The 23,330-nt window shown below is 55.4% G+C and carries 31 protein-coding genes and 2 pseudogenes; 10 read left to right on the top strand and 23 right to left on the bottom strand.

Annotated elements, in window-relative coordinates; all coding sequences use genetic code 11:
- The gene (gene nuoN, locus ECL_RS17965; RefSeq protein WP_013098101.1) at window positions 1-1,458 is read left to right on the top strand and encodes an NADH-quinone oxidoreductase subunit NuoN; all 1,458 of its coding nucleotides are present in this window, start codon (window positions 1-3) and stop codon (window positions 1,456-1,458) included.
- 92 nt (window positions 1,459-1,550) lie between these two features.
- On the opposite strand, the gene ECL_RS17960 is transcribed toward nuoN, so the two are convergent.
- Window positions 1,551-2,555: a chemotaxis protein gene (locus ECL_RS17960; RefSeq protein WP_013098100.1), complete on the bottom strand. Its 1,005-nt coding sequence runs from the start codon at window positions 2,553-2,555 to the stop codon at window positions 1,551-1,553.
- A 64-nt stretch (window positions 2,556-2,619) separates the two neighbouring features.
- Entirely contained in the window at window positions 2,620-3,537 is a 918-nt protein-coding gene (rnz, locus tag ECL_RS17955) for a ribonuclease Z (protein ID WP_013098099.1), read from the bottom strand.
- Between the two features lie 70 nt (window positions 3,538-3,607).
- Between rnz and ECL_RS17950 the strand changes: the two are divergent.
- The 8 genes and pseudogenes from ECL_RS17950 to menE all read left to right on the top strand — a co-directional run bounded on the left by ECL_RS17950 (window position 3,608) and on the right by menE (window position 11,527).
- A pseudogene (locus ECL_RS17950) lies at window positions 3,608-4,068 on the top strand (GNAT family N-acetyltransferase).
- 53 nt (window positions 4,069-4,121) lie between these two features.
- Complete coding sequence (gene elaB, locus ECL_RS17945) at window positions 4,122-4,427, top strand: stress response protein ElaB (protein ID WP_028028061.1); 306 nt, start codon at window positions 4,122-4,124, stop codon at window positions 4,425-4,427.
- A 95-nt stretch (window positions 4,428-4,522) separates the two neighbouring features.
- Window positions 4,523-5,818, top strand: a complete 1,296-nt coding sequence (gene menF, locus ECL_RS17940) for an isochorismate synthase MenF (protein ID WP_013098096.1) — start codon at window positions 4,523-4,525, stop codon at window positions 5,816-5,818.
- Window positions 5,819-5,906: 88 nt separating this feature from the next.
- Entirely contained in the window at window positions 5,907-7,577 is a 1,671-nt protein-coding gene (gene menD, locus ECL_RS17935; protein WP_013098095.1) for a 2-succinyl-5-enolpyruvyl-6-hydroxy-3-cyclohexene-1-carboxylic-acid synthase, read from the top strand.
- The gene (menH, locus tag ECL_RS17930; protein ID WP_013098094.1) at window positions 7,574-8,350 is read left to right on the top strand and encodes a 2-succinyl-6-hydroxy-2,4-cyclohexadiene-1-carboxylate synthase; all 777 of its coding nucleotides are present in this window, start codon (window positions 7,574-7,576) and stop codon (window positions 8,348-8,350) included. The genes menD and menH overlap by 4 nt, the downstream gene beginning before the upstream one ends.
- Entirely contained in the window at window positions 8,347-9,204 is an 858-nt protein-coding gene (menB, locus tag ECL_RS17925; protein WP_013098093.1) for a 1,4-dihydroxy-2-naphthoyl-CoA synthase, read from the top strand. Before menH ends, menB begins: the two co-directional genes overlap by 4 nt.
- Window positions 9,204-10,169 (top strand): o-succinylbenzoate synthase, encoded by a 966-nt coding sequence (gene menC, locus ECL_RS17920; protein WP_013098092.1) that lies wholly within the window; start codon window positions 9,204-9,206, stop codon window positions 10,167-10,169. The genes menB and menC overlap by 1 nt, the downstream gene beginning before the upstream one ends.
- Complete coding sequence (gene menE, locus ECL_RS17915; RefSeq protein WP_013098091.1) at window positions 10,166-11,527, top strand: o-succinylbenzoate--CoA ligase; 1,362 nt, start codon at window positions 10,166-10,168, stop codon at window positions 11,525-11,527. Before menC ends, menE begins: the two co-directional genes overlap by 4 nt.
- On the opposite strand, the gene ECL_RS17910 is transcribed toward menE, so the two are convergent.
- Genes ECL_RS17910 through ECL_RS17900 form a run of 3 tightly spaced genes read right to left on the bottom strand, consistent with a single transcriptional unit; the run spans window position 11,528 to window position 14,474 of the window.
- The gene (locus ECL_RS17910) at window positions 11,528-13,039 is read right to left on the bottom strand and encodes a tripartite tricarboxylate transporter permease (protein ID WP_013098090.1); all 1,512 of its coding nucleotides are present in this window, start codon (window positions 13,037-13,039) and stop codon (window positions 11,528-11,530) included.
- Window positions 13,040-13,050: 11 nt separating this feature from the next.
- Window positions 13,051-13,482, bottom strand: a complete 432-nt coding sequence (locus ECL_RS17905) for a tripartite tricarboxylate transporter TctB family protein (RefSeq protein ID WP_013098089.1) — start codon at window positions 13,480-13,482, stop codon at window positions 13,051-13,053.
- An 11-nt stretch (window positions 13,483-13,493) separates the two neighbouring features.
- Window positions 13,494-14,474, bottom strand: coding sequence for a Bug family tripartite tricarboxylate transporter substrate binding protein (locus ECL_RS17900; protein ID WP_013098088.1), 981 nt, complete (start codon window positions 14,472-14,474; stop codon window positions 13,494-13,496).
- 275 nt (window positions 14,475-14,749) lie between these two features.
- Here ECL_RS17900 and ECL_RS17895 point away from each other — a divergent pair, with 275 nt between their 5' ends.
- Window positions 14,750-15,991 (top strand): tyrosine-type recombinase/integrase, encoded by a 1,242-nt coding sequence (locus tag ECL_RS17895; protein ID WP_013098087.1) that lies wholly within the window; start codon window positions 14,750-14,752, stop codon window positions 15,989-15,991.
- Here the strand turns inward: ECL_RS17895 and ECL_RS17890 are convergent.
- From ECL_RS17890 to ECL_RS17815, 18 genes and pseudogenes are all read right to left on the bottom strand, one after another.
- Window positions 15,960-16,142 (bottom strand): helix-turn-helix transcriptional regulator, encoded by a 183-nt coding sequence (locus tag ECL_RS17890; protein ID WP_223239676.1) that lies wholly within the window; start codon window positions 16,140-16,142, stop codon window positions 15,960-15,962. The two genes, ECL_RS17895 and ECL_RS17890, sit on opposite strands and share 32 nt — an antisense overlap.
- Window positions 16,143-16,239: 97 nt before the next feature.
- Window positions 16,240-16,392, bottom strand: a complete 153-nt coding sequence (locus ECL_RS27510) for a hypothetical protein (protein WP_165444164.1) — start codon at window positions 16,390-16,392, stop codon at window positions 16,240-16,242.
- Window positions 16,393-16,427: 35 nt separating this feature from the next.
- Window positions 16,428-17,042, bottom strand: coding sequence for a DUF5420 family protein (locus ECL_RS17885; RefSeq protein WP_013098086.1), 615 nt, complete (start codon window positions 17,040-17,042; stop codon window positions 16,428-16,430).
- Between the two features lie 12 nt (window positions 17,043-17,054).
- A complete protein-coding gene (locus tag ECL_RS17880; RefSeq protein ID WP_044157936.1) occupies window positions 17,055-17,255 on the bottom strand; it encodes a hypothetical protein in 201 nt (66 codons plus the stop codon).
- A 215-nt stretch (window positions 17,256-17,470) separates the two neighbouring features.
- The gene (locus tag ECL_RS17875; RefSeq protein WP_013098084.1) at window positions 17,471-18,070 is read right to left on the bottom strand and encodes a DUF551 domain-containing protein; all 600 of its coding nucleotides are present in this window, start codon (window positions 18,068-18,070) and stop codon (window positions 17,471-17,473) included.
- Window positions 18,067-18,543: an ead/Ea22-like family protein gene (locus ECL_RS17870; protein ID WP_013098083.1), complete on the bottom strand. Its 477-nt coding sequence runs from the start codon at window positions 18,541-18,543 to the stop codon at window positions 18,067-18,069. Before ECL_RS17870 ends, ECL_RS17875 begins: the two co-directional genes overlap by 4 nt.
- A complete protein-coding gene (locus ECL_RS17865) occupies window positions 18,540-19,025 on the bottom strand; it encodes a hypothetical protein (protein ID WP_013098082.1) in 486 nt (161 codons plus the stop codon). The genes ECL_RS17870 and ECL_RS17865 overlap by 4 nt, the downstream gene beginning before the upstream one ends.
- A pseudogene (locus ECL_RS17860) lies at window positions 19,022-19,194 on the bottom strand (DUF2737 family protein). Before ECL_RS17860 ends, ECL_RS17865 begins: the two are co-directional and overlap by 4 nt.
- A gap of 10 nt (window positions 19,195-19,204) precedes the next feature.
- A complete protein-coding gene (locus ECL_RS17855) occupies window positions 19,205-19,549 on the bottom strand; it encodes a hypothetical protein (protein WP_013098081.1) in 345 nt (114 codons plus the stop codon).
- Between the two features lie 75 nt (window positions 19,550-19,624).
- Window positions 19,625-20,074 carry a single-stranded DNA-binding protein gene (gene ssb / locus ECL_RS17850; protein ID WP_044157939.1) on the bottom strand — a complete coding sequence of 150 codons (450 nt, stop codon included), beginning with the start codon at window positions 20,072-20,074 and terminating at the stop codon, window positions 19,625-19,627.
- Entirely contained in the window at window positions 20,075-20,947 is an 873-nt protein-coding gene (locus tag ECL_RS17845; protein WP_013098079.1) for an ATP-binding protein, read from the bottom strand.
- 12 nt (window positions 20,948-20,959) lie between these two features.
- Entirely contained in the window at window positions 20,960-21,130 is a 171-nt protein-coding gene (locus ECL_RS27505; RefSeq protein ID WP_013098078.1) for a hypothetical protein, read from the bottom strand.
- A gap of 75 nt (window positions 21,131-21,205) precedes the next feature.
- On the bottom strand, window positions 21,206-21,352 hold the full coding sequence (gene kil / locus ECL_RS17840; RefSeq protein ID WP_013098077.1) for a host cell division inhibitory peptide Kil: 147 nt from the start codon (window positions 21,350-21,352) through the stop codon (window positions 21,206-21,208).
- The gene (locus ECL_RS27860; RefSeq protein WP_013098076.1) at window positions 21,337-21,468 is read right to left on the bottom strand and encodes a hypothetical protein; all 132 of its coding nucleotides are present in this window, start codon (window positions 21,466-21,468) and stop codon (window positions 21,337-21,339) included. Before ECL_RS27860 ends, kil begins: the two co-directional genes overlap by 16 nt.
- An 85-nt stretch (window positions 21,469-21,553) precedes the next feature.
- Window positions 21,554-21,940, bottom strand: a complete 387-nt coding sequence (locus ECL_RS17830; protein WP_044157941.1) for a hypothetical protein — start codon at window positions 21,938-21,940, stop codon at window positions 21,554-21,556.
- A gap of 149 nt (window positions 21,941-22,089) precedes the next feature.
- Window positions 22,090-22,284, bottom strand: a complete 195-nt coding sequence (locus tag ECL_RS17825; RefSeq protein WP_044157944.1) for a hypothetical protein — start codon at window positions 22,282-22,284, stop codon at window positions 22,090-22,092.
- 45 nt (window positions 22,285-22,329) lie between these two features.
- A complete protein-coding gene (locus tag ECL_RS17820; RefSeq protein ID WP_044157947.1) occupies window positions 22,330-22,632 on the bottom strand; it encodes a hypothetical protein in 303 nt (100 codons plus the stop codon).
- 3 nt (window positions 22,633-22,635) lie between these two features.
- Window positions 22,636-23,001: a transcriptional antitermination N peptide gene (locus ECL_RS17815; RefSeq protein WP_013098074.1), complete on the bottom strand. Its 366-nt coding sequence runs from the start codon at window positions 22,999-23,001 to the stop codon at window positions 22,636-22,638.
- Window positions 23,002-23,330: the final 329 nt, after the last annotated feature.

Below are 23,330 nucleotides of genomic sequence, written 5' to 3'. Positions count from 1 at the left end.
ATGACAATAACTCCACAACAACTGATCGCGCTGCTACCGCTGCTGATCGTCGGATTGACGGTGGTGGTTGTGATGCTCTCCATTGCGTGGCGACGCAATCACTTCCTGAATGCCACGCTGTCGGTCATCGGACTGAACGCCGCGTTAGTCTCTCTCTGGTTTGTTGGCCAGGGCGGGGCGATGGACGTCACCCCGCTGATGCGCGTTGACGGCTATGCCATGCTGTACACGGGGCTGGTTCTGCTGGCGAGCCTGGCGACCTGTACCTTTGCCTATCCGTGGCTCGAAGGCTACAACGACAACAAAGAAGAGTTTTACCTGCTGGTACTGATTGCCGCACTCGGCGGCATTCTGCTGGCGAATGCAAACCATCTGGCTGCGCTGTTCCTCGGCATTGAGCTGATCTCTCTGCCGCTGTTCGGCCTGATTGGTTACGCCTTCCGTCAGAAGCGCTCTCTGGAAGCGAGCATCAAGTACACCATCTTGTCTGCTGCTGCCTCGTCCTTCCTGTTGTTTGGTATTGCGCTGTTGTACGCGCAGACCGGTAACCTTTCGTTCATGGCGCTTGGCAAGAGCCTCGGCGAGGGCATGCTGCACGAGCCGCTGCTGCTGGCGGGTCTGGGCATGATGATTGTTGGCCTCGGCTTTAAACTCTCTCTGGTTCCGTTCCACCTGTGGACCCCGGACGTTTACCAGGGCGCACCGGCGCCGGTTTCTACCTTCCTGGCGACGGCGAGCAAAATCGCTATCTTCGGTGTGGTCATGCGCCTGTTCCTGTACGCACCGGTAGGTGACAGCGAAGCAGTTCGCACGGTGCTGGGGATTATCGCGTTCGTCTCCATCATCTTCGGTAACCTGATGGCGCTGAGCCAGACCAACATTAAACGTCTGCTGGGTTACTCCTCCATCTCTCATCTGGGCTACCTGCTGGTGGCACTGATTGCGCTGCAGAGCGGTGAGATGTCGATGGAAACCGTAGGCGTTTACCTGGCCGGTTACCTGTTCAGCAGCCTCGGCGCGTTCGGCGTGGTGAGCCTGATGTCCAGCCCGTACCGTGGCCCGGATGCAGATTCACTGTTCTCCTACCGTGGCCTGTTCTGGCACCGTCCGATCCTGTCTGCGGTGATGACCGTGATGATGCTCTCTCTGGCGGGTATCCCAATGACGCTGGGCTTCATCGGTAAGTTCTACGTGCTGGCTGTCGGTGTGCAGGCGCACCTGTGGTGGCTGACTGCGGGCGTGGTTATCGGCTCGGCAATCGGTCTGTACTACTATCTGCGTGTGGCCGTGAGCCTGTACCTGAGCGCGCCTCAGCAACTCAACCGCGACGCACCAGGCAACTGGCAGTACAGCGCCGGTGGTATTGTGGTGCTGATCTCCGCGCTGCTGGTGCTGATCTTCGGTATCTATCCGCAGCCGCTGATTGATATCGTGCAGCGAGCGATGCCGCTGATGTAAAAGCAAAAAACCCGCCTCGGCGGGTTTTTTTATGGTTTTCGCCCTCTCCCTGTGGGAGAGGGGCGGGGTGAGGGCACCAGCCCGCACCAGACTTAAGCCAGCTGTTTCCTGCTAATCAACGGCCCGTCAATCTTCTTCATCGAACGGTCCAGCACCTCTTCAATCACCGACGACAGCTCGTTCAACTCAAACTTCGCCACGTAGCCATCGGCCTTCACTTTACGAATATGATCTTCGTTGGCGTTGCCCGAAAGCGAAGAGTGGATCACCACCGGAATATCTTTCAGCAGCGGGTCGGTTTTGATTTTGCGCGTCAGCGTGAAACCGTCCATCTCTGGCATTTCGAGGTCGGTCAGCACCAGGGCAATTTTATCGGTGATCGGCACACCTTCAGCCTGCGCCTGCGCGGCCAGCACGCCAATTTTCTCCCATGCGTCTTTACCGGTGATATGCAGCTGCGCCGGGATCTCCATAGCCTGTAATCCCTTCTCCAGCATGGAGCGCGCGACTTTGGAATCTTCCGCCACAATCGCCACAGCGCCAGGCTTGATGTGGAACTTAGTGGTCTGCAGATTCGTGGCGTGCAGATCGTGGTTGGCCGGCGTGATGTCATACAGGATCTGCTCAACGTCCAGCACCATCGCCAGCTCGTTGGTATCGGTCTTTTCGTCCAGACAGGCGATACTGGTGATGTAACGTCCGCTGACGGCGGTTTCCGCCGCGTGGACCTGCTTCCAGTCAAGGCGCATGATGTTCTCAACCGATTCCACCGCAAACGCCTGCACGCTGCGGGCATATTCGGTGATCAGCAGGATGTTGAGCCCCGTCGTCGGCTTACAGCCCGCCACGGCGGCCAGGTCGATCACCGGGATCACCTGATCGCGGATATTCACCATCCCCATCAGCGGGGACTTCATCCCTGCGGGTTTGGTGAACTCCGGCATCGGCACAATTTCACGCAGCTTAAAGACGTTAATGCCAAACAGTTCGGATTTATTTTCATTCAGAGACGTGCCCAGACGGAACAGCAACAGCTCAAAACGATTCGACAGGGTGAGATTTGCCCTGTCATCAATATCTTTCTGGAAATTATCCATTCTACCCTCAAGTGAAATGCTGCCCTTTTAATCGTTATCGGCATCCTGAGAGAAAAATGAAGGACTAAACGCTGACCTTAGTGAAATCGTTGGCCAGCTCACACGTCGGGAACACGTCGCGGCACTCTGCCAGCAGTTTTTCACAGCCGTGGGCGTCATAGCGCGAGCTGACATGGGTGACAATCAATTTTCCGGCGTTCGCTTCACGGGCAAGCGCCGCCGCCTGACGCGTGGAGCTGTGACCCCGGCTGTTGGCTTTCTCTTCCATCGCCGTTTCAAGCGTGGCTTCGTGCACCATCACATCCACCTCTCGCGCCAGTTGCAGGGCCGCAGGGCAGGGCGCGGTATCGCCAAAAATCGCCAGTTTTTTCCCTGGCTGCGGTGGGGCGAGATAGTCCTGGCCATTAATCGTGCGGCCGTCCTCAAGCGTGACGGTATCGCCCTGTTTCAGTCGCTGGAAAAGCGGTCCGGGCTTCACACCATCGGCAATCAGCGCAGCGGCGTCGAGCGCGCCGGGCTTATCATGCGCTTCAATGCGGTAGCCATAGCACTCAACCGGATGGTTGAGCGGCCGGGCGGTGACGGTATAGTCCCCGTCATCCAAAACCAGCCCCTCGGTTATCTCAATCACTTCCAGCGGATAATCCGTCCACGACCCGCTCAGGCGCAGCGTGGTTTCAACAAACTCACCAGTACCCGCCGGCCCGTAAATCGTCAGCGGGTTGGCATTACCCGCCATCGAACGGCTACACAGCAGGCCCGGCAGGCCAAACAGGTGATCGCCATGCAGATGGGTGATAAAGATCTTATCCAGCTTACCGGGATGATAAGCGGTGTGTAACAGTTGTTGCTGCGTTCCTTCGCCACAGTCAAACAGCCACAGTCCGCCACGGGTTGGGTGCTGCAGATCCAGCAGGATCGCGGTCACGTTTCGTGTGCGTGTTGGCACGCCAGCGGACGTACCCAGAAAAATCAGTTCCATAACGCAATCAGCCCTTTGCCGAATGGGGGAGGGTTTAGTATAACGTGATGAACCCAGGAAGGAGACCGACATGATCCAGTGGCAAGATTTACACCATAGTGAACTCACCGTTCAGACACTGTACGCCCTGCTCAAACTGCGCTGCGAAGTGTTTGTTGTGGAACAAACCTGCCCGTATCAGGACATCGATGGTGATGATCTGGTGGGCGAGAACCGTCATATTCTCGGCTGGAGGGATAACGAGCTGGTGGCGTATGCGAGGATTCTGAAAAGCGGGGACGATTTTGAGCCTGTCGTTATCGGTCGCGTCATTATTAGCGGCAAGGCGCGCGGTGAAAAACTGGGCTATCAGCTGATGGAAAAACGCTGGAGGCATGCCAAAAACAGTGGCCAGACAAGGTGTTATACCTTGGCGCACAGGCGCACCTTCAGTCTTTCTACGGCCACTTTGGCTTTATGCCGGTCACGGACGTGTACGACGAAGACGGCATTCCTCATATCGGTATGGCGCGGGAAGTGAAACAGGCGTAATGGCAGGTCGTTGGCTATAGTTAGCGGACTGGTGTACTAACATGGAGAAAAATATGTCATTTCAATCCTGGGATACCCGTGTCGATGACGACCTGACGTTACTGAGCGAAACGCTGGAAGAGGTGTTACGTTCGTCCGGCGACCCTGCCGATCAGAAATATATCGAACTCAAGGCACGTGCCGAACAGGCGCTACATGATGTCAAAACCCGCGTCAGCCATGCGTCCGACAATTACTACTACCGCGCAAAAAAAGCGGTGTATCGCGCCGATGATTACGTCCATGAAAAACCGTGGCAAGGGATTGGTGTCGGTGCGGCGGTCGGTCTGGTGCTGGGGCTGCTTCTGGCCCGTCGTTAACCCCTGAATCGGACGCTTAACCCCTCCCTATACGTGGGTACTGATATTTCTGATGGTACCCCGTATACTAAGCGTTTTTACAGGGAGAGGTTCGCGTGCATTCGATTTCCAACGCGCTGGAACGTCTGCGTACTCAGCTTGCGCAAGCGTTACCCGCTACACCCGGCTTACGTCACGTGGACGTCTCTTTCCCGTTAAACGACGCTTTCGACCCTCTCGCCTGGCTTGGTGCTCAGTGCCTCTTTCCCCAGTTTTACTGGCAGCAGCGTAACGGTGATGAAGAGCTGGCTGCGCTGGGCGCCGTCATCCATTTTTCCTCTCTGGCTCAGGCTTCGCAGTTTTTACAGCAACAGCCTGTAGCGAACGACACGCGGATCTGCGGCCTGAATGCCTTCACCCCGGAGCAGGGCAGTCTCTTTTTACCCCGCCTGCTGTGGCGACGTTCTGCCGGGACAGCCACGTTGCGTCTGCAGCTGTGGAGTGACCGTTCCCTTCAGGAGGATGCCGACGCGGCGCTGGCGTTCTTACAGCAGCTTCGCGATGCCCGCCCAATCCGCCCGCTCTCCGCCCAGGTAGTGCAGGAGACCCATCAGCCGCAAAAACCGGAATGGCTGCGCCTTATCCGTCAGGCGACAGAGACCATTGCGCGCGGCGAAGTCGAAAAGGTGGTGCTCGCCCGGGCAACCGATCTGCAGTTCAGTCAGCCTGTGAATGCCGTGGCGCTGATGGCGGCCAGCCGTGCCCTGAATCTGAACTGCTATCATTTCTGCATGGTTTTCGATGCCAGCAACGCGTTTCTTGGCTCCACACCTGAACGGCTGTGGCGGCGGCGCGGCAACCTGCTGCGTACCGAAGCGCTGGCCGGTACCGTCGCCAGCCATCCCGATGACAAGCAGGCCCGCCTTCTGGGCGACTGGCTGATGAACGATGATAAAAACCAGCGTGAAAACATGCTGGTGGTAGAGGATATCTGCCAGCGGCTGCAGCACCATACCCGGACGCTGGAGGTCCTGCCAGCACAGGTTATGCGGTTGCGCAAAGTGCAGCATCTTCGCCGCTGCATCTGGACCGAGCTCAAGCATGCGGATGATGAGCAATGTCTGCATGTGCTGCAGCCGACGGCTGCGGTTGCCGGGTTACCGCGCCAGCCAGCACGCGAATTCATACACCGCGTTGAACCTTTCGACCGGGAATGGTATGCCGGATCCGCCGGATATCTGTCGCCAGAACAAAGCGAGTTCTGCGTGGCCCTGCGCTCGGCGCGCGTCCATGACGCCACCGTCCGTCTTTACGCCGGGGCGGGGATCGTCAGCGGTTCCGATCCGGAACAGGAATGGCAGGAGATCGAAAATAAAGCCGCAGGCTTGCGCTCTCTGCTCCTGAAGGATTAGTACTGATTCGCGCAATCCCGATTCATATCAAAATTCTATTTTTTTCTATTATTTATACTGTGTCGTATTCTTGATACCGGACAATCTCATGTCAGTAAGTTCTTTTAACCGACGCTGGGCGACGGTGATCCTTGAAGCCCTGACTCGCCATGGCGTCAGGCATGTGTGTATTGCGCCGGGCTCACGCTCCACACCGCTGACGCTGGCGGCAGCAGAAAACCGGGCATTTATTCACCACACACATTTTGACGAGCGCGGCCTGGGCCACCTGGCTCTGGGGCTGGCAAAGGTCAGCAAGGAACCGGTGGCGGTGATCGTCACCTCCGGTACTGCCGTGGCAAACCTCTATCCGGCCCTTATTGAAGCCGGGCTGACCGGTGAGAAACTGGTTCTGCTGACGGCCGATCGCCCGCCCGAGCTTATTGACTGCGGAGCGAACCAGGCTATTCGTCAGCCGGGCATCTTTGCCTCGCATCCTTCGCAGACGGTTTCGTTACCCCGACCCACGCAGGACATTCCCGCAAGCTGGCTGGTCTCGACCGTCGATCATGCCATGGAGACGTTGCGCAGCGGGGCGTTACATATTAACTGTCCGTTTGCCGAGCCGTTGTACGGCGAAATGGACGACACCGGTCTTGCCTGGCAGCAGCAGCTTGGCGACTGGTGGGAGAGCGAAAAGCCGTGGCTGCGCGAGCAGACACACCTTGAGAGCGCAAAGCAACGTGACTGGTTCTTCTGGCGACAAAAACGCGGCGTGGTTATTGCCGGGCGCATGAGCGCCGCCGAAGGCAGGCAGGTGGCCGAATGGGCACACACCCTTGGCTGGCCGCTGATTGGCGACGTGCTGTCCCAGACCGGACAGCCGCTGCCGTGTGCCGATCTCTGGCTCGGGAATGCGAAAGCGGTGACTGAACTGGCGCAGGCGCAGATTGTGGTTCAGCTGGGCGCAAGCCTGACCGGCAAACGGTTACTGCAGTGGCAGGCAACCTGTAGCCCGGAAGAGTACTGGCTGGTGGATCCACTGGAAGGGCGGCTCGATCCGGCGCACCATCGCGGTCGTCGTCTGGTGAGCGACATTGACACCTGGCTGGCGCTCCACCCAGCGGAAAAGCGCGCCCCGTGGGCCGTTGAGATCCCGGCGCTGTCGCGTCAGGCGTGGGAGTTGACCCGTGCACAATGCGAAGAAATTGGTGAAGCGGAGCTGGCGCACCGTATTTACCGGTATCTGCCGGAGCAGGGGCAACTGTTTGTCGGCAACAGCCTGGTGGTGCGTCTGATTGATGCGTTCTCAAAATTGCCTGCGGGCTATCCGGTCTACAGTAACCGGGGAGCCAGCGGCATTGACGGGCTGATCTCTACGGCGGCGGGTGTGCAGCGAGCCAGCGCGAAATCCACGCTGGCGATCGTGGGCGATCTTTCAGCGCTGTACGATCTCAATGCGCTGGCGCTGCTGCGGCAGGTGTCGGCGCCGTTTGTGCTGATTGTGGTCAACAATAACGGCGGGCAGATCTTCTCCCTGTTGCCGACACCGCAGAGCGAACGCGAGCGCTTCTATCTGATGCCGCAGAACGTGCAGTTTGAACATGCCGCAGCGATGTTTAATCTGAAATACCACCGCCCGGAAAACTGGGAAGCGCTGGATGCAGCCCTGAGCAGCGCCTGGCGACAGCCCGGTGCAACGTTGATTGAAGTGGTCGTCAACGAGGCTGACGGTGCGCAGAAGCTGCAAAGTTTGCTGGCGCAGGTGAGCCACCTGTGATCCTCGCAGGCGCGCAACAGGCCGGTAAGCCAGGTTACCCCTGGCTGGTCTTTTTGCATGGATTTTCTGGCGATTGCCGCGAGTGGCAGACGGTCGGCGAGGCGCTCAGCGATTATCCCCGGCTTTATCTCGACCTGCCGGGGCATGGCCGGTCCGCCAGTATGGCCTTCACGGGGTTCAAAGAAATGAGTGACGTGCTTACCCGAACCCTTGTTAGTTACAACATACTTAACTACTGGCTGGTGGGGTACTCCCTTGGCGGCCGCATTGCGATGTTTCATGCCTGTCAGGATCCTGCGGGGCTTTGCGGCATCATCGTGGAAGGTGGGCATCCGGGCCTGAAGGGGGTCGCAGCACGAGAGGCAAGAGCAGCATCCGACCATCTGTGGGCGCAGCGTTTTCGCACGCAGCCCCTCTCAAACGTCTTTGCCGACTGGTATCAACAGCCTGTCTTTGCCTCCCTGACGGACAGCCAGCGCAGGGCGCTCATCGCCCTGCGCTGTCGCAACGCGGGCACAAACCTGGCGATGATGCTCGAGGCAACCTCGCTCGCCGTGCAACCAGACCTGCGTGCCGCCCTCAGCGCGCGACATTTCCCTTTTGATTATCTCTATGGCGAACGTGACGAGAAGTTCGCGGCCCTGGCCGCTGAACTGAACGCTGTTCGCCATGTCATTCCAAACGCCGGACACAACGCCCACCGGGAAAATCCCGGGGCGGTTAGCGCGAGTCTGGCTCAGATACTGCGTCGTCGAATAAAGGACACTCTATGATCTATCCTGATGAAAACATGCTCTATGCACCGGTTGAATGGCAAGACTGCTCCGAAGGTTACACCGACATTCGTTACCACAAATCGGCTGACGGTATCGCCAAAATCACCATTAATCGTCCGCAGGTGCGTAACGCCTTTCGTCCCCTGACCGTAAAAGAGATGATTCAGGCCCTGGCGGATGCGCGCTATGACGACAACATCGGCGTTATCGTCCTGACCGGGGAAGGCGAAAAAGCGTTCTGCTCCGGTGGCGATCAGAAAGTACGCGGTGACTACGGCGGATACCAGGACGATGCGGGTACCCATCACCTGAACGTGCTTGATTTCCAGCGTCAAATCCGTACCTGCCCAAAACCCGTGGTGGCCATGGTGGCAGGCTACTCCATCGGCGGCGGCCACGTGCTGCACATGATGTGCGATCTGACCATTGCCGCAGAGAACGCCATCTTCGGTCAGACGGGCCCGAAAGTCGGCTCCTTTGACGGCGGCTGGGGAGCTTCTTACATGGCGCGCATTGTCGGTCAGAAAAAAGCCCGCGAAATCTGGTTCCTGTGCCGTCAGTACAACGCCCAGGAAGCGCTGGATATGGGCCTGGTTAACACCGTGGTGCCGATTGCCGATCTCGAAAAAGAGACCGTTCGCTGGTGTCGCGAAATGCTGCAGAACAGCCCAATGGCGCTGCGCTGCCTGAAAGCGGCCCTGAATGCTGACTGTGACGGTCAGGCGGGTCTGCAGGAGCTGGCGGGTAACGCCACCATGCTGTTCTACATGACCGAAGAGGGTCAGGAAGGGCGCAATGCGTTTAACGAAAAACGCCAGCCAGACTTCAGTAAATACAAACGGAACCCGTAATGCGTCGCGCGCAGGTTTACCGCTGGCAGATACCGATGGACGCGGGCGTGGTGCTGCGTGAACGGCGGTTAAAAACCCGTGATGGCTTCTTCGTGCAATTGCAGCAGGGCGAAGGGCAGGGCTGGGGCGAGATTTCGCCTCTGCCGGGCTTTAGCCTGGAGTCGCTGGAGGAGGCGCAGGCTGCGCTGATGGCATGGGTAGAGGAATGGCGTACAGGCCTGAATCCGCCGCTGCCCGATCTCCCTTCCGCCGCGTTTGGCATCAGCTGTGCGCTCGCGGAGCTCGACGGCAGCCTCCCTGATGAGGCCGATTACCGTGCCGCGCCGCTCTGCACGGGCGATCCGGACGAGCTGTTTGCCTTGCTCAGCGCAATGCCCGGCGAGAAAGTGGCGAAAATCAAAGTCGGTCTTTACGAAGCGGTACGCGACGGCATGGTCGCTAACCTCTTGCTGGAGGCGATCCCCGATCTGCGCCTGCGTCTGGATGCCAACCGCGCCTGGACGCCGCTTAAGGCGCAGCAGTTCGCGAAGTACGTCAACCCGGCGTACCGCAGCCGCATCGCTTTTCTGGAAGAGCCGTGCAAAACCCGTGAGGATTCACGCGCCTTTGCCCGAGAAACCGGCATTGCCATCGCCTGGGATGAAAGCCTGCGCGAGGCGGACTTTGCCTTTAGCGCCGAGCCTGGCGTCAGCGCCGTGGTCATAAAACCGGCGCTAACGGGCAGTCTGGCGAAGGTGCGCGAACAGGTGGCGGCAGCGCATGAGGCAGGGCTGACGGCGGTGATCAGCTCCTCCATCGAATCCAGCCTTGGGCTGACGCAGCTGGCGCGCATTGCCGCCTGGTTAACGCCCGACACCATCCCAGGGCTGGATACGTTAAACCTGATGCAAACCCAGCTCATTCGCCCGTGGCCGGGGAGCGCGCTGCCGTGCGCGGGCGTTGAGGCGCTGGAGCCGTTGCAATGAGTTTTAGCGACTGGCCGTGGCGGCACTGGCGCGAGCAGCGTGCTGATAAACCGGCTCTGCGTCTCAACGACGAGGTGCTGAGCTGGCAACAGCTCTGCACCCGCATCGACAATCTGGCCGCAGGGTTTCATCAGCAGGGCGTGGAGGCGGGTGACGGCGTGCTGTTGCTCGCCCATAATCACCCGCAGACCCTGCTGGCATGGCTGGCGCTGCTCCAGTGCGGCGCGCGAATTCTTCCGGTTAATCCCCAGCTCCCGCATCCCCTGTTGGAGGTATTACTTCCTCAGATGACGCTGCGTTTTGCGCTGGTGCTGGACGGTCACTATGACGGGCTCGCCGCGCTTAGCGTACATGCTCCGTCCGGCGAATACCGCGTGGCATGGCAGCCTGAGCGGCTGGCCTCAATGACGCTCACCTCCGGCTCCACCGGGCTGCCGAAAGCGGCTGTTCATACCTGCGGGGCGCATCTTGCCAGCGCTGAGGGCGTCCTCGCGCTGATGCCCTATGGCGACGATGACGACTGGCTGCTTTCGCTGCCGCTGTTTCATGTCTCCGGGCAGGGGATTTTATGGCGCTGGCTGCAGGCTGGCGCGCGCTTAACCGTACGCGAGAAGCAGCCGCTGGAGCAGGCCATGCAGGGGTGTACGCATGCCTCGCTGGTGCCAACCCAGCTCTGGCGTCTGCTCAATACCCACCAGCGGATCGCGCTGAAAGCGGTACTGCTGGGCGGGGCCGCCATCCCCGTTGAGTTGACGCAACAGGCGCGCGCGCAGGGTATTTCTACGTTTTGTGGCTATGGCCTGACGGAGTTTGCCTCTACCGTCTGCGCGAAAGAGGCTGACGGTGAGCCGGACGTGGGCAGCGCATTGCCGGGCAGGGAGGTTCAGGTCGTTAACGGTGAAGTGTGGATCAAGGCGCAAAGCATGGCCTCAGGCTACTGGCGCGACGGCGCGTTGCTGCCGCTCACGAATTCAGAGGGCTGGTTTGCCACCCGCGATCGCGGCGAACTGCATGACGGTCGCCTGACGATCCTCGGTCGGATGGATAACCTCTTTTTCAGCGGAGGCGAGGGCATTCAGCCGGAGAGCCTTGAGCGGATTATCGCGACCCATCCGCACATCAGCCAGGTTTTCATTGTTCCGCTGAATGACGCCGAATTCGGTCAGCGTCCGGTAGCGGTGGTGGAGTGTGAACCGGGAACGGATATTACCTGCTTGCCGGAATGGGTACAGGGCAAACTGGCACGATTTGAACAGCCCGTCCACTGGCTGGTACTGCCTGCAGAGTTAAAAAATGGCGGGATTAAGATCTCCCGCCAGGCGTTAAAACAGTGGGTGAATGCCCAGCTGTCTGGTTAATTAGCCGACATCGGGCTGCGGCTTACGCTGACGACGCAGCAGGCGCAGCACCGGCGGCACGACCACCACCACAATAGCCAGCACCAGCAGGATCTTCGCCACATTGCTGTCCCACAGAATGGCGACATCGCCATTGCTGATGGACAGGGCGCGGCGCAGGTTCTGTTCCAGCATCTCACCCAGCACAAAGCCCAGAATCAGCGGCGACATCGGGAAGTGCATTTTACGCAAGATGTAGCCGAACACCCCCAGCACCACCATCAGAATCAGGTCGAAAGTGGTGCTGTGCACCGCATACACCCCTACCGCCGAGACGGCCGCGATTGCGGGTACCAGGAACCACAGCGGAATGGTCAGCATACGGGTGAACAGGCCAATCAGCGGGATGTTCATGACCAGCAACATCACGTTGGCAATCAGCAGTGCCGCAATCAGCCCCCAGACGATATCCGGCTGTTCGGTGAACATCGCCGGTCCTGGCGTGATGTTATAGAGCGTCAGCGCCCCCATCATCACCGCCGTGGTACCGGAGCCGGGCACGCCGAGCGTCAGCATGGGAATAAACGAGCCACAGGCCGAGGCATTGTTAGCCGCCTCGGGTGCGGCGACGCCGCGAATATCACCTTTACCAAAGCTGTCGCTGTTGCCGCTGAGTTTTTTCTCCGTCATGTAGGTGATGGCGCTGGCGATGGTCGCCCCGGCGCCCGGCAGAATGCCGACAAAGAAGCCAATGACCGCTGAACGCAGCGTGGTACCGATACACTGCACCCCCTCTTTGGCGTTAAAGAGCATCCGGCCGGTTTTACGCACCAGCGTCTGCCCGCTGCTGGTATGTTCCAGCATCAGTAAGATCTCAGAGACAGAGAACAGACCAATCACGACCACGATAAACTGCACGCCGTCGGACAGGTGAACGCTGTCGAAGGTAAAGCGATAGACCCCGGTGTTGGCATCCACGCCGACGGTGGCTAACCCTAAGCCAATCAGCGCAGACAAAAACGATTTCAGTGGGTTTTGTGCCATCATGCTGCCGAGACAGGCAATGGCGAAGACCATCAGGGCAAAATATTCTGCTGGGCCAAACGCCAGCGACCACTGGGCCAGCGCAGGCGCAAACAGAATGATGCCGCCAATGGCAATCAGCGAGCCAAAGAACGAACTGACGGCGGAAATAGACAGCGCCACGCCGCCGCGCCCCTGCCGCGCCATCGGGTAACCATCCAGCGCGGTCATAATGGCCGCCGCATCCCCGGGCACGTTGAGCAGTATTGACGAGATTCGGCCGCCATATTCACAGCCGATGTAGACCGTCGCCAGCAGGATCAGCGCTGATTCCGCAGGCAGATGCAGGGCAAACGCCAGCGGGAGCAAAATAGCGACCCCGTTGATGGGCCCAAGCCCAGGCAACAGACCGACGATCGTCCCGACGAAGCAGCCGATCAGGGCGATCACCAGGTTTTCCGGGGTCATCGCCACAGCGAACCCCTGTGAGAGGTAAATCCAGGTATCCATAGCGTGCTCCGTTAATTAAGCCAGGCGCCAAGCGGCAGCGTCACATCCAGCAGGCGGTCAAAGGCGTACCACAGGAAAATGCCCATCACCACGCCCGAGATCCCCGCCGCAGGCAGGCTGGCGTTAAACAGCGTGCCGATCACCATCGTCAGGATGGCGGTCGCCACCGGGAAGCCGAGCCATTCAAAGCCCCAGGCATACATCAGCAGCACAATGACCATCACCAGCAGCCGCTGCAAAATGCGCTTAGGCGGCCACTCTACGGTATCCGGGTGGCGTAACAGCATGGCCACCGAGCAAAGCAGCATCAGGCCGACAATGCCCATTGGAAAGGGGCGGGGCCCCACGGGTTCATAGCTGTATTCGCTGTGGATCTGCCAGGCGACGAACATCCCGCCAATGCAGAGCAACAACCAGATCCCGGCAAAAATGCGATCGCTCATAGCGCCTCCGGTTATTTGGCCAGGCCAAACGCTTTTGCTTTCTCGCGGTAGTCATTCACCTGTTTTTTGACATACTCGTCCAGCTGCTTGCCGTTCAGGTTGAACTCAAACAGCCCGCGCAGATCGCGTTGCTTTTTAAATTCGTCTGTCTGCTGCAATTTGTTAAAGGTGTCGACCCACCACTGGTATTCGGCATCGGTCACTTTTGGCCCGACAAAGAAGCCGCGGATAATCGGCCAGACGAGGTCATAACCCTGTTCTTTTGCAGTCGGCACATTTGCCAGCTGTCCCGGCAGACGGTTTTCGGAGAAGACCGCCAGCACGCGGATTTTATCGCCGCTCAGGTAAGGCACCATTTCACTGAGATCACCGGAAACTGCCTGCACGTGGTTGCCCATCAGCGCCGTCACCGGTTCACCGCCGCCCTCAAACGCCACGTAACGCATTTTGTGCGGATCCACTTTCGCCTGCTGCGCCAGCAGGGCGGCTTTCATCCAGTCCTGGCTGCCGATGGAGGCGCCTGCGCCAATCACCACGCTGTTGGGGTCTTTTTCCATGGCGGTGAGCAAATCTTTCAGGGATTTCCACGGGGAATCTGCACGCACGGCAATCATGCCGTAGTCGGTACCGACGGTGGCCAGCCAGCGCACGTCATCCACGCCGTAGCGGCCAAACTTGCCCTGGGAGAGGTTAAGCAGCGAGCCGCCGGAGAAGGCCACCACCGTGCCGGCTTCCGCCGGACGTTGCGCGACAATTGCGTTATAGGCCACCGCGCCCACGCCGCCTGGCATGTAGGTCACGCGCATCGGTTTTTCAATGGCCTTCGTCTCCAGCAGGCTGACCTGAATCAGCTTGCAGGTGAGATCGAAACCGCCGCCCGGTTTGGCCGGAGCGATACATTCGGTGCGGGACGGGGCGTCCTGCGCCTGGACAACAGAGGCACTCAACATTAATACGCTTGCAGCAATCGTTGAAAGTAATTGTTTTTTCATCGTTTATCCTCACGCCGGCGATCCGGGGGTACGGGTACGGGTTTTTTTCTGATTATGTGAACCACCTTGTAGCGGTTCCGTTGCGTGATTGTTAAAACAATAACCTTTCATTTCCCTTTCAACGCGACACCAACTTTACAGGATGTGATATGCGTCTCTTACTGGCTTATCCTCACTGAATAATGTGTAGTTATGTCACATTATGCCCGTCACCATTCCCACCCCATGCTTTACCCATCACGTTTATGTCGAGTTATGCCAACGTCCATTGAGAGATGGATAAAAACCGGATAACCTACCGGACAAATTTCTCACCTTGTCCTGTTGCCATGCCATTAACCGACACAAAAATCAGAAATGCAAAACCTCAGGAGAGGCCTTACTCGCTTCAGGATGGGCAGGGTCTCTATCTTGATGTCAGGCCTACCGGTGCAAAGATATGGCGATACCGGTTCTGGATTACACCAAAAAAAGACGGTCGCTACACGATTGGAGAGTACCCTGGAGTTTCCCTTGCTGATGCACGAAGAGAAAGAGAGTGGGCTCGTGAGCAGGTGAAGCAGGGAAAGAATCCGACCATTGTCAAAGATACTGAGAAGCTGATGGTGATGGGTGACGCTGAGAACACCTTCAAATCCATCGCTGAAGAATGGTATGAGCGCAAGTGTCAGACGTGGGCAGAGAAGACGCAGATAGTTAACCGCGGGTTCCTTGACAAGCACATCCTGCCGTCCATTGGAAAGATACCAGTTAAGGACATTAAGGCAGCGCACATACTCGCCTTAATGCTCTCACTGGAGAAAGCTGGTAACGCCTATTCTGCCGGAAAGGTGAGACAGATATGTTCGGCTGTATTTTGCTATGCGGTAGCTACGCTGAGAGCGGAAGTTGATCCTTCTTATGCGCTACGGGGGGCAGTGATGCAGAAGCCTACAACGCACGCCAGGCCAGCGACAACAGGAGAGTTGCGTCAGCTATTCGTTGCGCTACGTAATTATAAAAGCCCCGTTATGGTCATCTGCATAAAAATGCTGGTTATGACATTCGTGCGTCAACAGGAGCTTAGGTTTGCCAGGTGGGAAGATATCAGCTTTGAAAAGGCTGAATGGATAATCCCGAAAGAGGTGATGAAGAAACGCCGCGAACATCGCGTTCCGTTGTGTGAGCATGTTATCTCATTGCTTGAGGAACTTAAACCTCTGACCGGTGATAAAGAATATCTCTTCCCCAGCCCATCGAAGGCTGGACAGCCTATTGCCAAAACCACTATTAACCGTGCTATCGAGTATCAGGGATTTGCAAGCGGTGAGATCACCGGACATGACTTCCGTGCCACGGCATCCACCGCTTTATATGAGCAAGGCTTCAGGCCAGAAGTGATAGAGGCACAACTGGCGCATCAGCAAAAGAATAGAGTCGCTGCCGCGTATAACCATGCGGAGTATATGAAAGAGAGAAGGGAAATGATGGAATGGTGGGGCGGTGTTATTGCTGACCTGATCGCGGACAAGAAGTGATTTTATCCTTTATCCATGCATCGACTTCACTGGAAGGCCATCTTACGCTTCTTCCAATCTTAACAGGGCGCGGGAATTTACCGTCTCGCATCCATTCGTAAATGGTTGGCTTCTTGTATCCGGTTGCCGCGCACACATCGGTGATCGGCATGAGTGTATCGCTCATTGCTGTCTCCAATTGATATCTTGAGAAATGCACAGGCCTCATCGAGTGTGAGGCTGTGTGATTCCATGGTTACTCCGTAGCATCAGTAGGTTTCTAAATTTTCCTTTTCCAGTGAGCGTCGAGAATCCCTCCACGCAAGCCATGTGTAAGTTTTCAGCTCTTCTTTTTCCTCTTCGCTAAAGAAAGGGCGCTCTCCGATGTGCTGCGCAAACCATGCTAAAAATTCGTTGGTCATATCTATCTCCAATAAAAAACCGCCATTGCGGCGGTCTATTTGTCTGTATTAACGATGTCGTAAAACTGCCCATACGTCATTTTTTTGAAGTTTTCTGGTATGACTGCAGAGATATGGTTATCGCTTTTATCGTTCGGAATTCTGAAAAGAAGAGCATCATCTCGGCCTGGATAGCGACCACCATGAGTTGACAGCATGGCAAATCCAAAGCCTTTCCCTGATGGTCCACCTATGCCAGTTCGCATAATTCCATAGTGGTTAATGATGAAATCTGACCATTCAGGCAAAGACTTCAATTCCTTGTTAACCTCTTGACGCACCGCATCAAGCGCTTTGTTAAATTCCCTGCCTTCCTTTGTATTTCCTTTCCCGCGAGCAATTACTACGCGCTTCCCATCGAAAAAATCCTCTCTTTTAATCGTCATTGGACAAGGAAATTTGAAGTCCTTTTCCCAAACAAAGTTCTCTAAGAGTCCACCACCACCACCCCAGTTACTGGTTGTAGTCCATGCTATAGCGCCTACCTTTTTAACCGCTTCCGGAAGTAGTGCATTACGCTTGTCTCGAATTGTATCGTATGACTTGATGAGCGCTTTTACATCATCACCTTCAACCATGTAGTAGTCATAATATTTGCTCTGGTCAGACATTCATCCATCTCCTTACGCTAATTTCTTATACACGCGAGGCTCATCAACAGTAGCCGCGCGGAGTTCGTGTTCGTGATGCACCGAGTAGTTGCCGTCATCCCACTTCACCCAGCATTTCGGATGGTCGCTATCCGGCTCAATCTGGCTCTCAACCATCCCTCTTATTCCTCCAGACTTAAGCTGAACTAACGCGCCCACAGCAAATTTAGCCATAACAAGCCCTCTGACATGTGAATGAGTGAAGAGATAGCGCTCAGAGCCATAATTCCGACTATGAGCCAGATGATTGGATTGGCGTGCATGGTGACTCCGGATAAAGAAAAGCCCGCTGAGTGCGGGTTTGTTATGGTGGAATCAGGAAGGTTTGTCGCATCGCTTGCACCATTCTAGCCAGCACTTACGACCGCAATGTCTGCATATAGGCCACATCACTTCACCTCCTGCTGCGTTGCTGCTGGCAGTGGCATCCATAGCTCTACATCCCGACAGGTTGTCTCAAAGAACTCACCTTTCCCACGTGCTGCTGAGAAAAAGTCGCCTTCTCGGTATTGCGCCTCACAAACGAAATACCCATCGTCAACCACAAGCACGATGTCGTTCTCTATCGGCATCCGCTCACTGCAAGCCACCCAGGCATCCTGAATCACCGGAGAGTTGAGTTGTTCGGAATTACCGAACGACTGAAGCATGGCTGCGCGATAGGCGTTCCAGCCGACAGCTTTTCCGTGTTCAAACGCGCTGTCAAAGTCATCATCCATTTCCATCGCAGCGGGCACAGATACCGGCGCTGGCGGCGCGGTGCGATACAGAAGCACATCACCCATCTCTGTTCTTGATGCTGGCCATACATCGGCATCGGAGCCAGATTTGAGATAATCAAGATTGGACTGGTCGATGACGCACACAGGCTCCGCTTCGAGCGATGCCAGCGCAATACGCGCCAGCTCTGCAATTTCTTCGCCGAGAATAGCCCCGACATTTTCACGTCTGGATAATTCCGTCAGTCTCTCTTTGGTAATTGTGCTCATGATGCCTCTCCTTTACCGGCTGCGGCTGCCATCATTTGCAGATATTCGTCTGCATCCTGAACCCATTGACCACCAACGCCGTAATAACGGTGTGTAACAATGTCGATGGTTGCCATAGGGTCATGCTCAAGCAGTTGGCGCAGAAAGCCTTCGAGTTCGCCAGCGCAGTGTTTCACGACAGGAAGCTTCCCCGGGTGCCGAACGACGAGAAACTGGTTTCCTTCTTCGCGAATTTCATTGCGCTCCAGCTCCGCAATCCGCTCCTCATACCGAGCGCCAACGGAAACTGCTTTATGGAAGGCTTCGCACCATTTGGACGATTGCGCCTGCATCTTCTCCAGCTCATCCAGCAGCGCCAGCACGGTTTCTGGAGTTGAGCAGCGCAGATAGTGGAACCATTCATCCTGGGTATGGTTATCTGTGCTGGCCTTCTCCGCCGCTTCCCGTAATGCGCGTTTGTCGATGTTGCTCATTGGGCGGCCTCCTTGCGAATCTGCTCCCTGAACAAGCGGGCTGAGACGATGATGTCTCTGATGCGTACTGATTTTTCGTCGAACTGCTCACCACCGTTTTTAATATGCGCATCCAGTTCTGCACTGTGATGCCGAATGAAAGCGTTGAGGTCATGCGCCCGCACCTCAGCCAGGAAAGCGTCTGTCGCTGGGGTTTGCAGTTCAGAAAGCATCACAAGCACTGCATCATGCAGGCAGTCATCAGTGTCAAAACCTGCTGCTTTTGTTGACTCGAACCGCTTAGCTCCTGTCTTAAATACGTCTGCAACTGCCCATTCCTGTATGCTCTTCAGCCCCGCATTCTCCGCAGCCAGCGCCGAGCATCTGGCTTCAAGGGCGGCGTAGTCTTCGTAATCGACCATATCGCCCTCAGCACTCTCTACCACGTCGCAATGGCACGCATGTTCATCACAGGCCACCCACTCATAACGATTCACGCTCATTTCTTCGTCCTCTGGTTTAACCACGCTGTCAGGAATTTTTTCTCGTTCACGCTCGGGAATGATTGACGCTTCAGCATTTCCTCGCGTGGAATATCGTTGATGGGTTTGAAGCGATGCCGGCGATAAGCTCTTGTGGCTGGATAAATGGGTCGTATGTCATTCCTATCATGATGAATTCCTCAGTTACTTTTGACAGCGCCAAGGCGTCCATAAGTGTCGCGGTAGATGTCGCTGTTGAAGGTGGGTTGTTTCGGTCCGACTGTTGCCCAGCCGGGAGAGAATGAGGCCATGAAGTTGTCATGCCAGAGCTGTGCTTCACGTTTCCTTGTGAGCTTTTCTATCCAGTAATCGTCCTGTGCATCCTGAATCTGCTCAGGTGTGCGTTCATCCTTAGGAAGAGTTCCGCTCTCTTTTTGCTGGTAGTAAAGCTCCAGACCAGCACATACCCTGGCAATAACTTCGTCCTTAGATTCCAGTTTTTTGGGCGCACGGAAGTAACCAATAACCATTTTCATCAGTGACATGGCTTAATCCTTAAACTGGAGGCGAAGTTATGCCGCCTCCGTGAGGTGAAATAGAATGTTAAGGTGGTGGTTAAATCAGAAGGGAATGTCGTCGTCGAAGTCCATCGGAGGTTCGCTAGCCTGCTTAGGCTGTTGCGGCTGGCTATTGTTCTGCTTTGGCTGACTATCCGCTTCTCGCTTACCGCCAAGCATTTGCAGCGTTCCGCCAACGCCAACCAGAACCTCGGTGGTGTATTTTTCTGCGCCTGACTGATCTGTCCATTTTCGTGTACGAAGCTTTCCTTCCAGATACACTTCAGATCCTTTCCGCAGGTATTCTCCAGCAATCTCAGCCAGCTTTCCGCTCAGCACCACACGATGCCATTCGGTCTGCTCTTTCTGCTCGCCAGTTTGCTTGTCTCGCCACTGCTCCGATGTGGCTACGGTCATGTTGGCAAATGCAGCACCAGAAGGCGCATAGCGCACTTCCGGATCCTGACCTAACCGACCTACGATGATTACCTTGTTAACGCCTCTACTAGCCATTTATGCCGCCTTATCTGCTGGTTCGAAATCTGATTTACGAGCGTCGTAAACCTCTTTTGCTTTTGACTGGTATTCTGTGCCGCGAAGCGTTCTCCATGCCTCTTCAAACAATGGCTTAAGTTCATCCATGCTTTGTGCATTTCCAGCCATATCAACGAATGATTTAAGCGTTTCTTCGTGAGGGTTTACGCCTGACTCCAGCCAGTTAAGAAGCTGCTTGCCGGTTTCCTCGCTGAGGATTACAGGGTCTGAGTTAGAGAAGAGTTTTGTACGGTCTTTGCTGGCGATCGCATGATGTGTTTCATGTGCGATATCCAGTACGGTAGTGAACTCGTATTCAACGCCATCACGCTGCTCTGACTTCATGCCAAGCTTGGCGACCTTCTTGCGGCCGTTCTCTTCAACCTGGGCTGTTTCGGTCTTGCTGCGCATGGTGGCGATGATGTGCATAGGCGAACGAAGAATTGCGTCAAGGAACAGGCGGTGTCGCGGGTTAATCTCGCTCCATGCTGACCAGCTGTTGCCGCGATATTTTGCTTTTGCGATTGTGTCTACCAGCTCAAGGCAGCCACCTACGCCGCCCCATTCGTGCGTGATACTGTCAATCACCAGAGAATCATATCCAGCATCCTCTGCGGACTTAATCGCCTCTATGAACCGTTCTGGTGAGAATGGTGGGTCAAGTTCCAGCACGTCAAACTCAGCCACATCGGAATAAAGTGATGCGCTCCCTTTCTCAGTGTCGATGAAAGCAATCTTGCCGCCAATCCCTTTGGCAACCAGTAATGCGCTGTAAGTTTTACCTGAACCACTTGGCCCGGTAAGTGCCAGCCGTAGCTTGGCTTTCTTTCTCATGGCTTTTTCAAATTTCATGGTATTCACCTTTTAGAACGGGCATCCGCCCAGGAAATAACGTTGATTAAGCACTTCCAAGCGCGACAGGTTGAGATACATACGCATACGCTCTCTGTCACCCTTGTGACGCCACCACAGAGCCTGTGTCGTTGTCATGCGGCGCTGTAGCTGACTCTCTTTCACTGTTGTTGTCGGCTGCATGGAAACCTCCTTCGCTGCCAATTAAATCTTGCATGAGACGCACAAAGGCATCTTCTGACCAGGTATCTGCAATGCTCATGATTTTCGGTACCACGGATGATTGATTGCGGTCTTCATGGCTTCATGAGCCTCTTGCCACATGCGGCCATCACCGAGATAGCGAGCAATGACAGCTTTGCTCTGCGCTGCTTTAAGCAGGCTGTGATTTATAACTGGTGACATAAACCCTCCAGGTGCTTACTGGCAGCACGAATAAGACGGCGAACACGTTTGGATAATTCGGATTCGGTTGGGTAATAGGCGGACACGACGGCACCGCCCGCGATAGCAAATGTCATCGTGGGATTCCTTATGTTGTGTGTGATTGCATAGCGATAGAGACTCGTGAATCTCTGTTGATATGCGGATGTGAAAAAGCCGCCCTTAAGCGGCTGTTGTGCCAGTTGCTTCGAAGTGTGCATTAGCCATTCGCTCTGCATCTTCATGACCATTCGCGATAAAGACGACAGGCTCATGCTTTGGCTGATGTGACATTGTTGCGTGCTTAATTCTGTCCTCGATATCAATGTGATAGCTGGTATCAATGTACTTAAATGATGTTTGCTTTCCGTCAGGGTAATAAAGACTCCATGAGGAAGGATGCAATCTATCCTTGTTTTCAAGAAGAAGTCGCTTAACGTCTTGTAAGTATTTAGCCTGCAACTTAGAAAGTTTTTTCATCACATCTTCAGGCATTAAGACTCCGCAATATACGCCAGCCGTAAAATCAAAAAGACTTTCATCAGCAATTACATATTCTTCAGTGCTCATATTTCCTCCAGGCAAAAAGAATGCCGCCCTGACTGCTGGCGGCAAAGACATAACGAGGGATTTCCAATAATCAGAACTATCGAGTCGTCCTCAATAGTACGGTGCGGTATTACACCCAATAGCTAACTCAGAGAATTAGCTATCAGCTGCTATTCGCGAGCTTCCAGCATGGCGTCAGCAATGCAGTACGCATCGCTTGCCAAATCACCAAACGCCCCGTAATTGCAATCGCTACTAATAATTCCCTGCATTGCCTTAGCGGCGAAGTAATCACGCAATGTCATGCCTGAATCCATGCCATGGTATTCCGTAGCTGGAATTGGAAATGCTGATTCGTTTTTCATATTCACCTCTGTGACTTGCTGCCAAAAGAAGGCCGACTATGCGGCCTAATAATCCCCATACCACCAACCATCATCACCATAAGTCAGGTCGATTTTCTTATCCCCAACAATGCGGAAGATATTCAGTGAGCATGAAAAGGAGCCTGTTGCATTGCATGACACGCCTTGCTGATCGATTCCTAGCCTTACCTTTCTTGTTTCCTCATCAATCTGAATGTCAATGCGCTTTCCACGCAATGGAACGGCCTTACTAATGCTGCCGCCACCCGCCCCAGACTTTGTTTTTCTGAAGCGTACGCTCGGCGACTTTTGCCAACCGTTTATGTTTCTCTGCGAAACAAATGCCATATTTCACCTCGCTGTAACCTGTTTACTTGTACGATGACCAGCTGCGAAAATCGCCACTTCCGGCAAGCAGACTGCGCCGCTCACATCCTGCTTACGCCCGAATTCGTTCGCATACACAATCGCTGCACGCTCAAGGTTGCGCTTGTACTCTTCAAGCTGCCAGAATGCGTCCTGCACCATGAACTTGATCGGCTTAGCGTCTTCAATGCGCTTAGGTGTTTCGTGAGTGCCTTTAGCCTGAATCTGTGCACGGCTGAGAGTAGGGCGATGCAATACTTCTGAGCTTGCCGTTACCGCATTCTGAAGCGCTGCACGACGCTCACGACGACGACCTGATGCTGAGCCATTGAAAGCTGTTCTGCGTGTCATAGTGACCTCCTTATGAACTTTGGTGATGTGGTGGATGGAGTCGAACCATCTTCCATCGGTGCGCTGCCGATTGGGTTACGCGCGCCTTGTGGTTAGTTATCTAGAATCTTCACCGAAAAACTATTCCCTAGCTCGCCGTTAAGCTTCACCACATCCCAAAGTTCATTTTGGTTGTTAGGCTTTTCAGCCTCGTAGATTCATCTCTGAATCGTTGTAGGTGCCACACTCTCGCAGTGGCGGCGCTCATGCCCTTGAGTTCGTAGTCAGGGGTATCTCATGAATCCCTCACCTCTAACCGGAGAGCGATTGGCGATCGCTCTGGAGTACCG

Source organism: Enterobacter cloacae subsp. cloacae ATCC 13047 (assembly GCF_000025565.1).
In the GTDB taxonomy this organism is placed as follows: domain Bacteria; phylum Pseudomonadota; class Gammaproteobacteria; order Enterobacterales; family Enterobacteriaceae; genus Enterobacter; species Enterobacter cloacae.
Note: the sequence above shows the minus strand (reverse complement) of the source record. Positions and strands in the feature narration are given on the sequence as shown.

Bases quoted from the DNA above. Each gene is read 5' to 3' on its own strand.
- nuoN (WP_013098101.1), top strand. From the start codon at position 1: ATGACAATAACTCCACAACAACTGATCGCGCTGCTACCGCTGCTGATC.
- ECL_RS17960 (WP_013098100.1), bottom strand. From the start codon at position 2,555: ATGGATAATTTCCAGAAAGATATTGATGACAGGGCAAATCTCACCCTG.
- rnz (WP_013098099.1), bottom strand. From the start codon at position 3,537: ATGGAACTGATTTTTCTGGGTACGTCCGCTGGCGTGCCAACACGCACA.
- elaB (WP_028028061.1), top strand. From the start codon at position 4,122: ATGTCATTTCAATCCTGGGATACCCGTGTCGATGACGACCTGACGTTA.
- menD (WP_013098095.1), top strand. From the start codon at position 5,907: ATGTCAGTAAGTTCTTTTAACCGACGCTGGGCGACGGTGATCCTTGAA.
- menB (WP_013098093.1), top strand. From the start codon at position 8,347: ATGATCTATCCTGATGAAAACATGCTCTATGCACCGGTTGAATGGCAA.
- menC (WP_013098092.1), top strand. From the start codon at position 9,204: ATGCGTCGCGCGCAGGTTTACCGCTGGCAGATACCGATGGACGCGGGC.
- menE (WP_013098091.1), top strand. From the start codon at position 10,166: ATGAGTTTTAGCGACTGGCCGTGGCGGCACTGGCGCGAGCAGCGTGCT.
- ECL_RS17910 (WP_013098090.1), bottom strand. From the start codon at position 13,039: ATGGATACCTGGATTTACCTCTCACAGGGGTTCGCTGTGGCGATGACC.
- ECL_RS17905 (WP_013098089.1), bottom strand. From the start codon at position 13,482: ATGAGCGATCGCATTTTTGCCGGGATCTGGTTGTTGCTCTGCATTGGC.
- ECL_RS17900 (WP_013098088.1), bottom strand. From the start codon at position 14,474: ATGAAAAAACAATTACTTTCAACGATTGCTGCAAGCGTATTAATGTTG.
- ECL_RS17895 (WP_013098087.1), top strand. From the start codon at position 14,750: ATGGATAAAAACCGGATAACCTACCGGACAAATTTCTCACCTTGTCCT.
- ECL_RS17890 (WP_223239676.1), bottom strand. From the start codon at position 16,142: ATGCCGATCACCGATGTGTGCGCGGCAACCGGATACAAGAAGCCAACC.
- ECL_RS27510 (WP_165444164.1), bottom strand. From the start codon at position 16,392: ATGACCAACGAATTTTTAGCATGGTTTGCGCAGCACATCGGAGAGCGC.
- ECL_RS17885 (WP_013098086.1), bottom strand. From the start codon at position 17,042: ATGTCTGACCAGAGCAAATATTATGACTACTACATGGTTGAAGGTGAT.
- ECL_RS17880 (WP_044157936.1), bottom strand. From the start codon at position 17,255: ATGGCTAAATTTGCTGTGGGCGCGTTAGTTCAGCTTAAGTCTGGAGGA.
- ECL_RS17875 (WP_013098084.1), bottom strand. From the start codon at position 18,070: ATGAGCACAATTACCAAAGAGAGACTGACGGAATTATCCAGACGTGAA.
- ECL_RS17870 (WP_013098083.1), bottom strand. From the start codon at position 18,543: ATGAGCAACATCGACAAACGCGCATTACGGGAAGCGGCGGAGAAGGCC.
- ECL_RS17865 (WP_013098082.1), bottom strand. From the start codon at position 19,025: ATGAGCGTGAATCGTTATGAGTGGGTGGCCTGTGATGAACATGCGTGC.
- ECL_RS17855 (WP_013098081.1), bottom strand. From the start codon at position 19,549: ATGTCACTGATGAAAATGGTTATTGGTTACTTCCGTGCGCCCAAAAAA.
- ssb (WP_044157939.1), bottom strand. From the start codon at position 20,074: ATGGCTAGTAGAGGCGTTAACAAGGTAATCATCGTAGGTCGGTTAGGT.
- ECL_RS17845 (WP_013098079.1), bottom strand. From the start codon at position 20,947: ATGAAATTTGAAAAAGCCATGAGAAAGAAAGCCAAGCTACGGCTGGCA.
- ECL_RS27505 (WP_013098078.1), bottom strand. From the start codon at position 21,130: ATGCAGCCGACAACAACAGTGAAAGAGAGTCAGCTACAGCGCCGCATG.
- kil (WP_013098077.1), bottom strand. From the start codon at position 21,352: ATGTCACCAGTTATAAATCACAGCCTGCTTAAAGCAGCGCAGAGCAAA.
- ECL_RS27860 (WP_013098076.1), bottom strand. From the start codon at position 21,468: ATGACATTTGCTATCGCGGGCGGTGCCGTCGTGTCCGCCTATTACCCA.
- ECL_RS17830 (WP_044157941.1), bottom strand. From the start codon at position 21,940: ATGAGCACTGAAGAATATGTAATTGCTGATGAAAGTCTTTTTGATTTT.
- ECL_RS17825 (WP_044157944.1), bottom strand. From the start codon at position 22,284: ATGAAAAACGAATCAGCATTTCCAATTCCAGCTACGGAATACCATGGC.
- ECL_RS17820 (WP_044157947.1), bottom strand. From the start codon at position 22,632: ATGGCATTTGTTTCGCAGAGAAACATAAACGGTTGGCAAAAGTCGCCG.
- ECL_RS17815 (WP_013098074.1), bottom strand. From the start codon at position 23,001: ATGACACGCAGAACAGCTTTCAATGGCTCAGCATCAGGTCGTCGTCGT.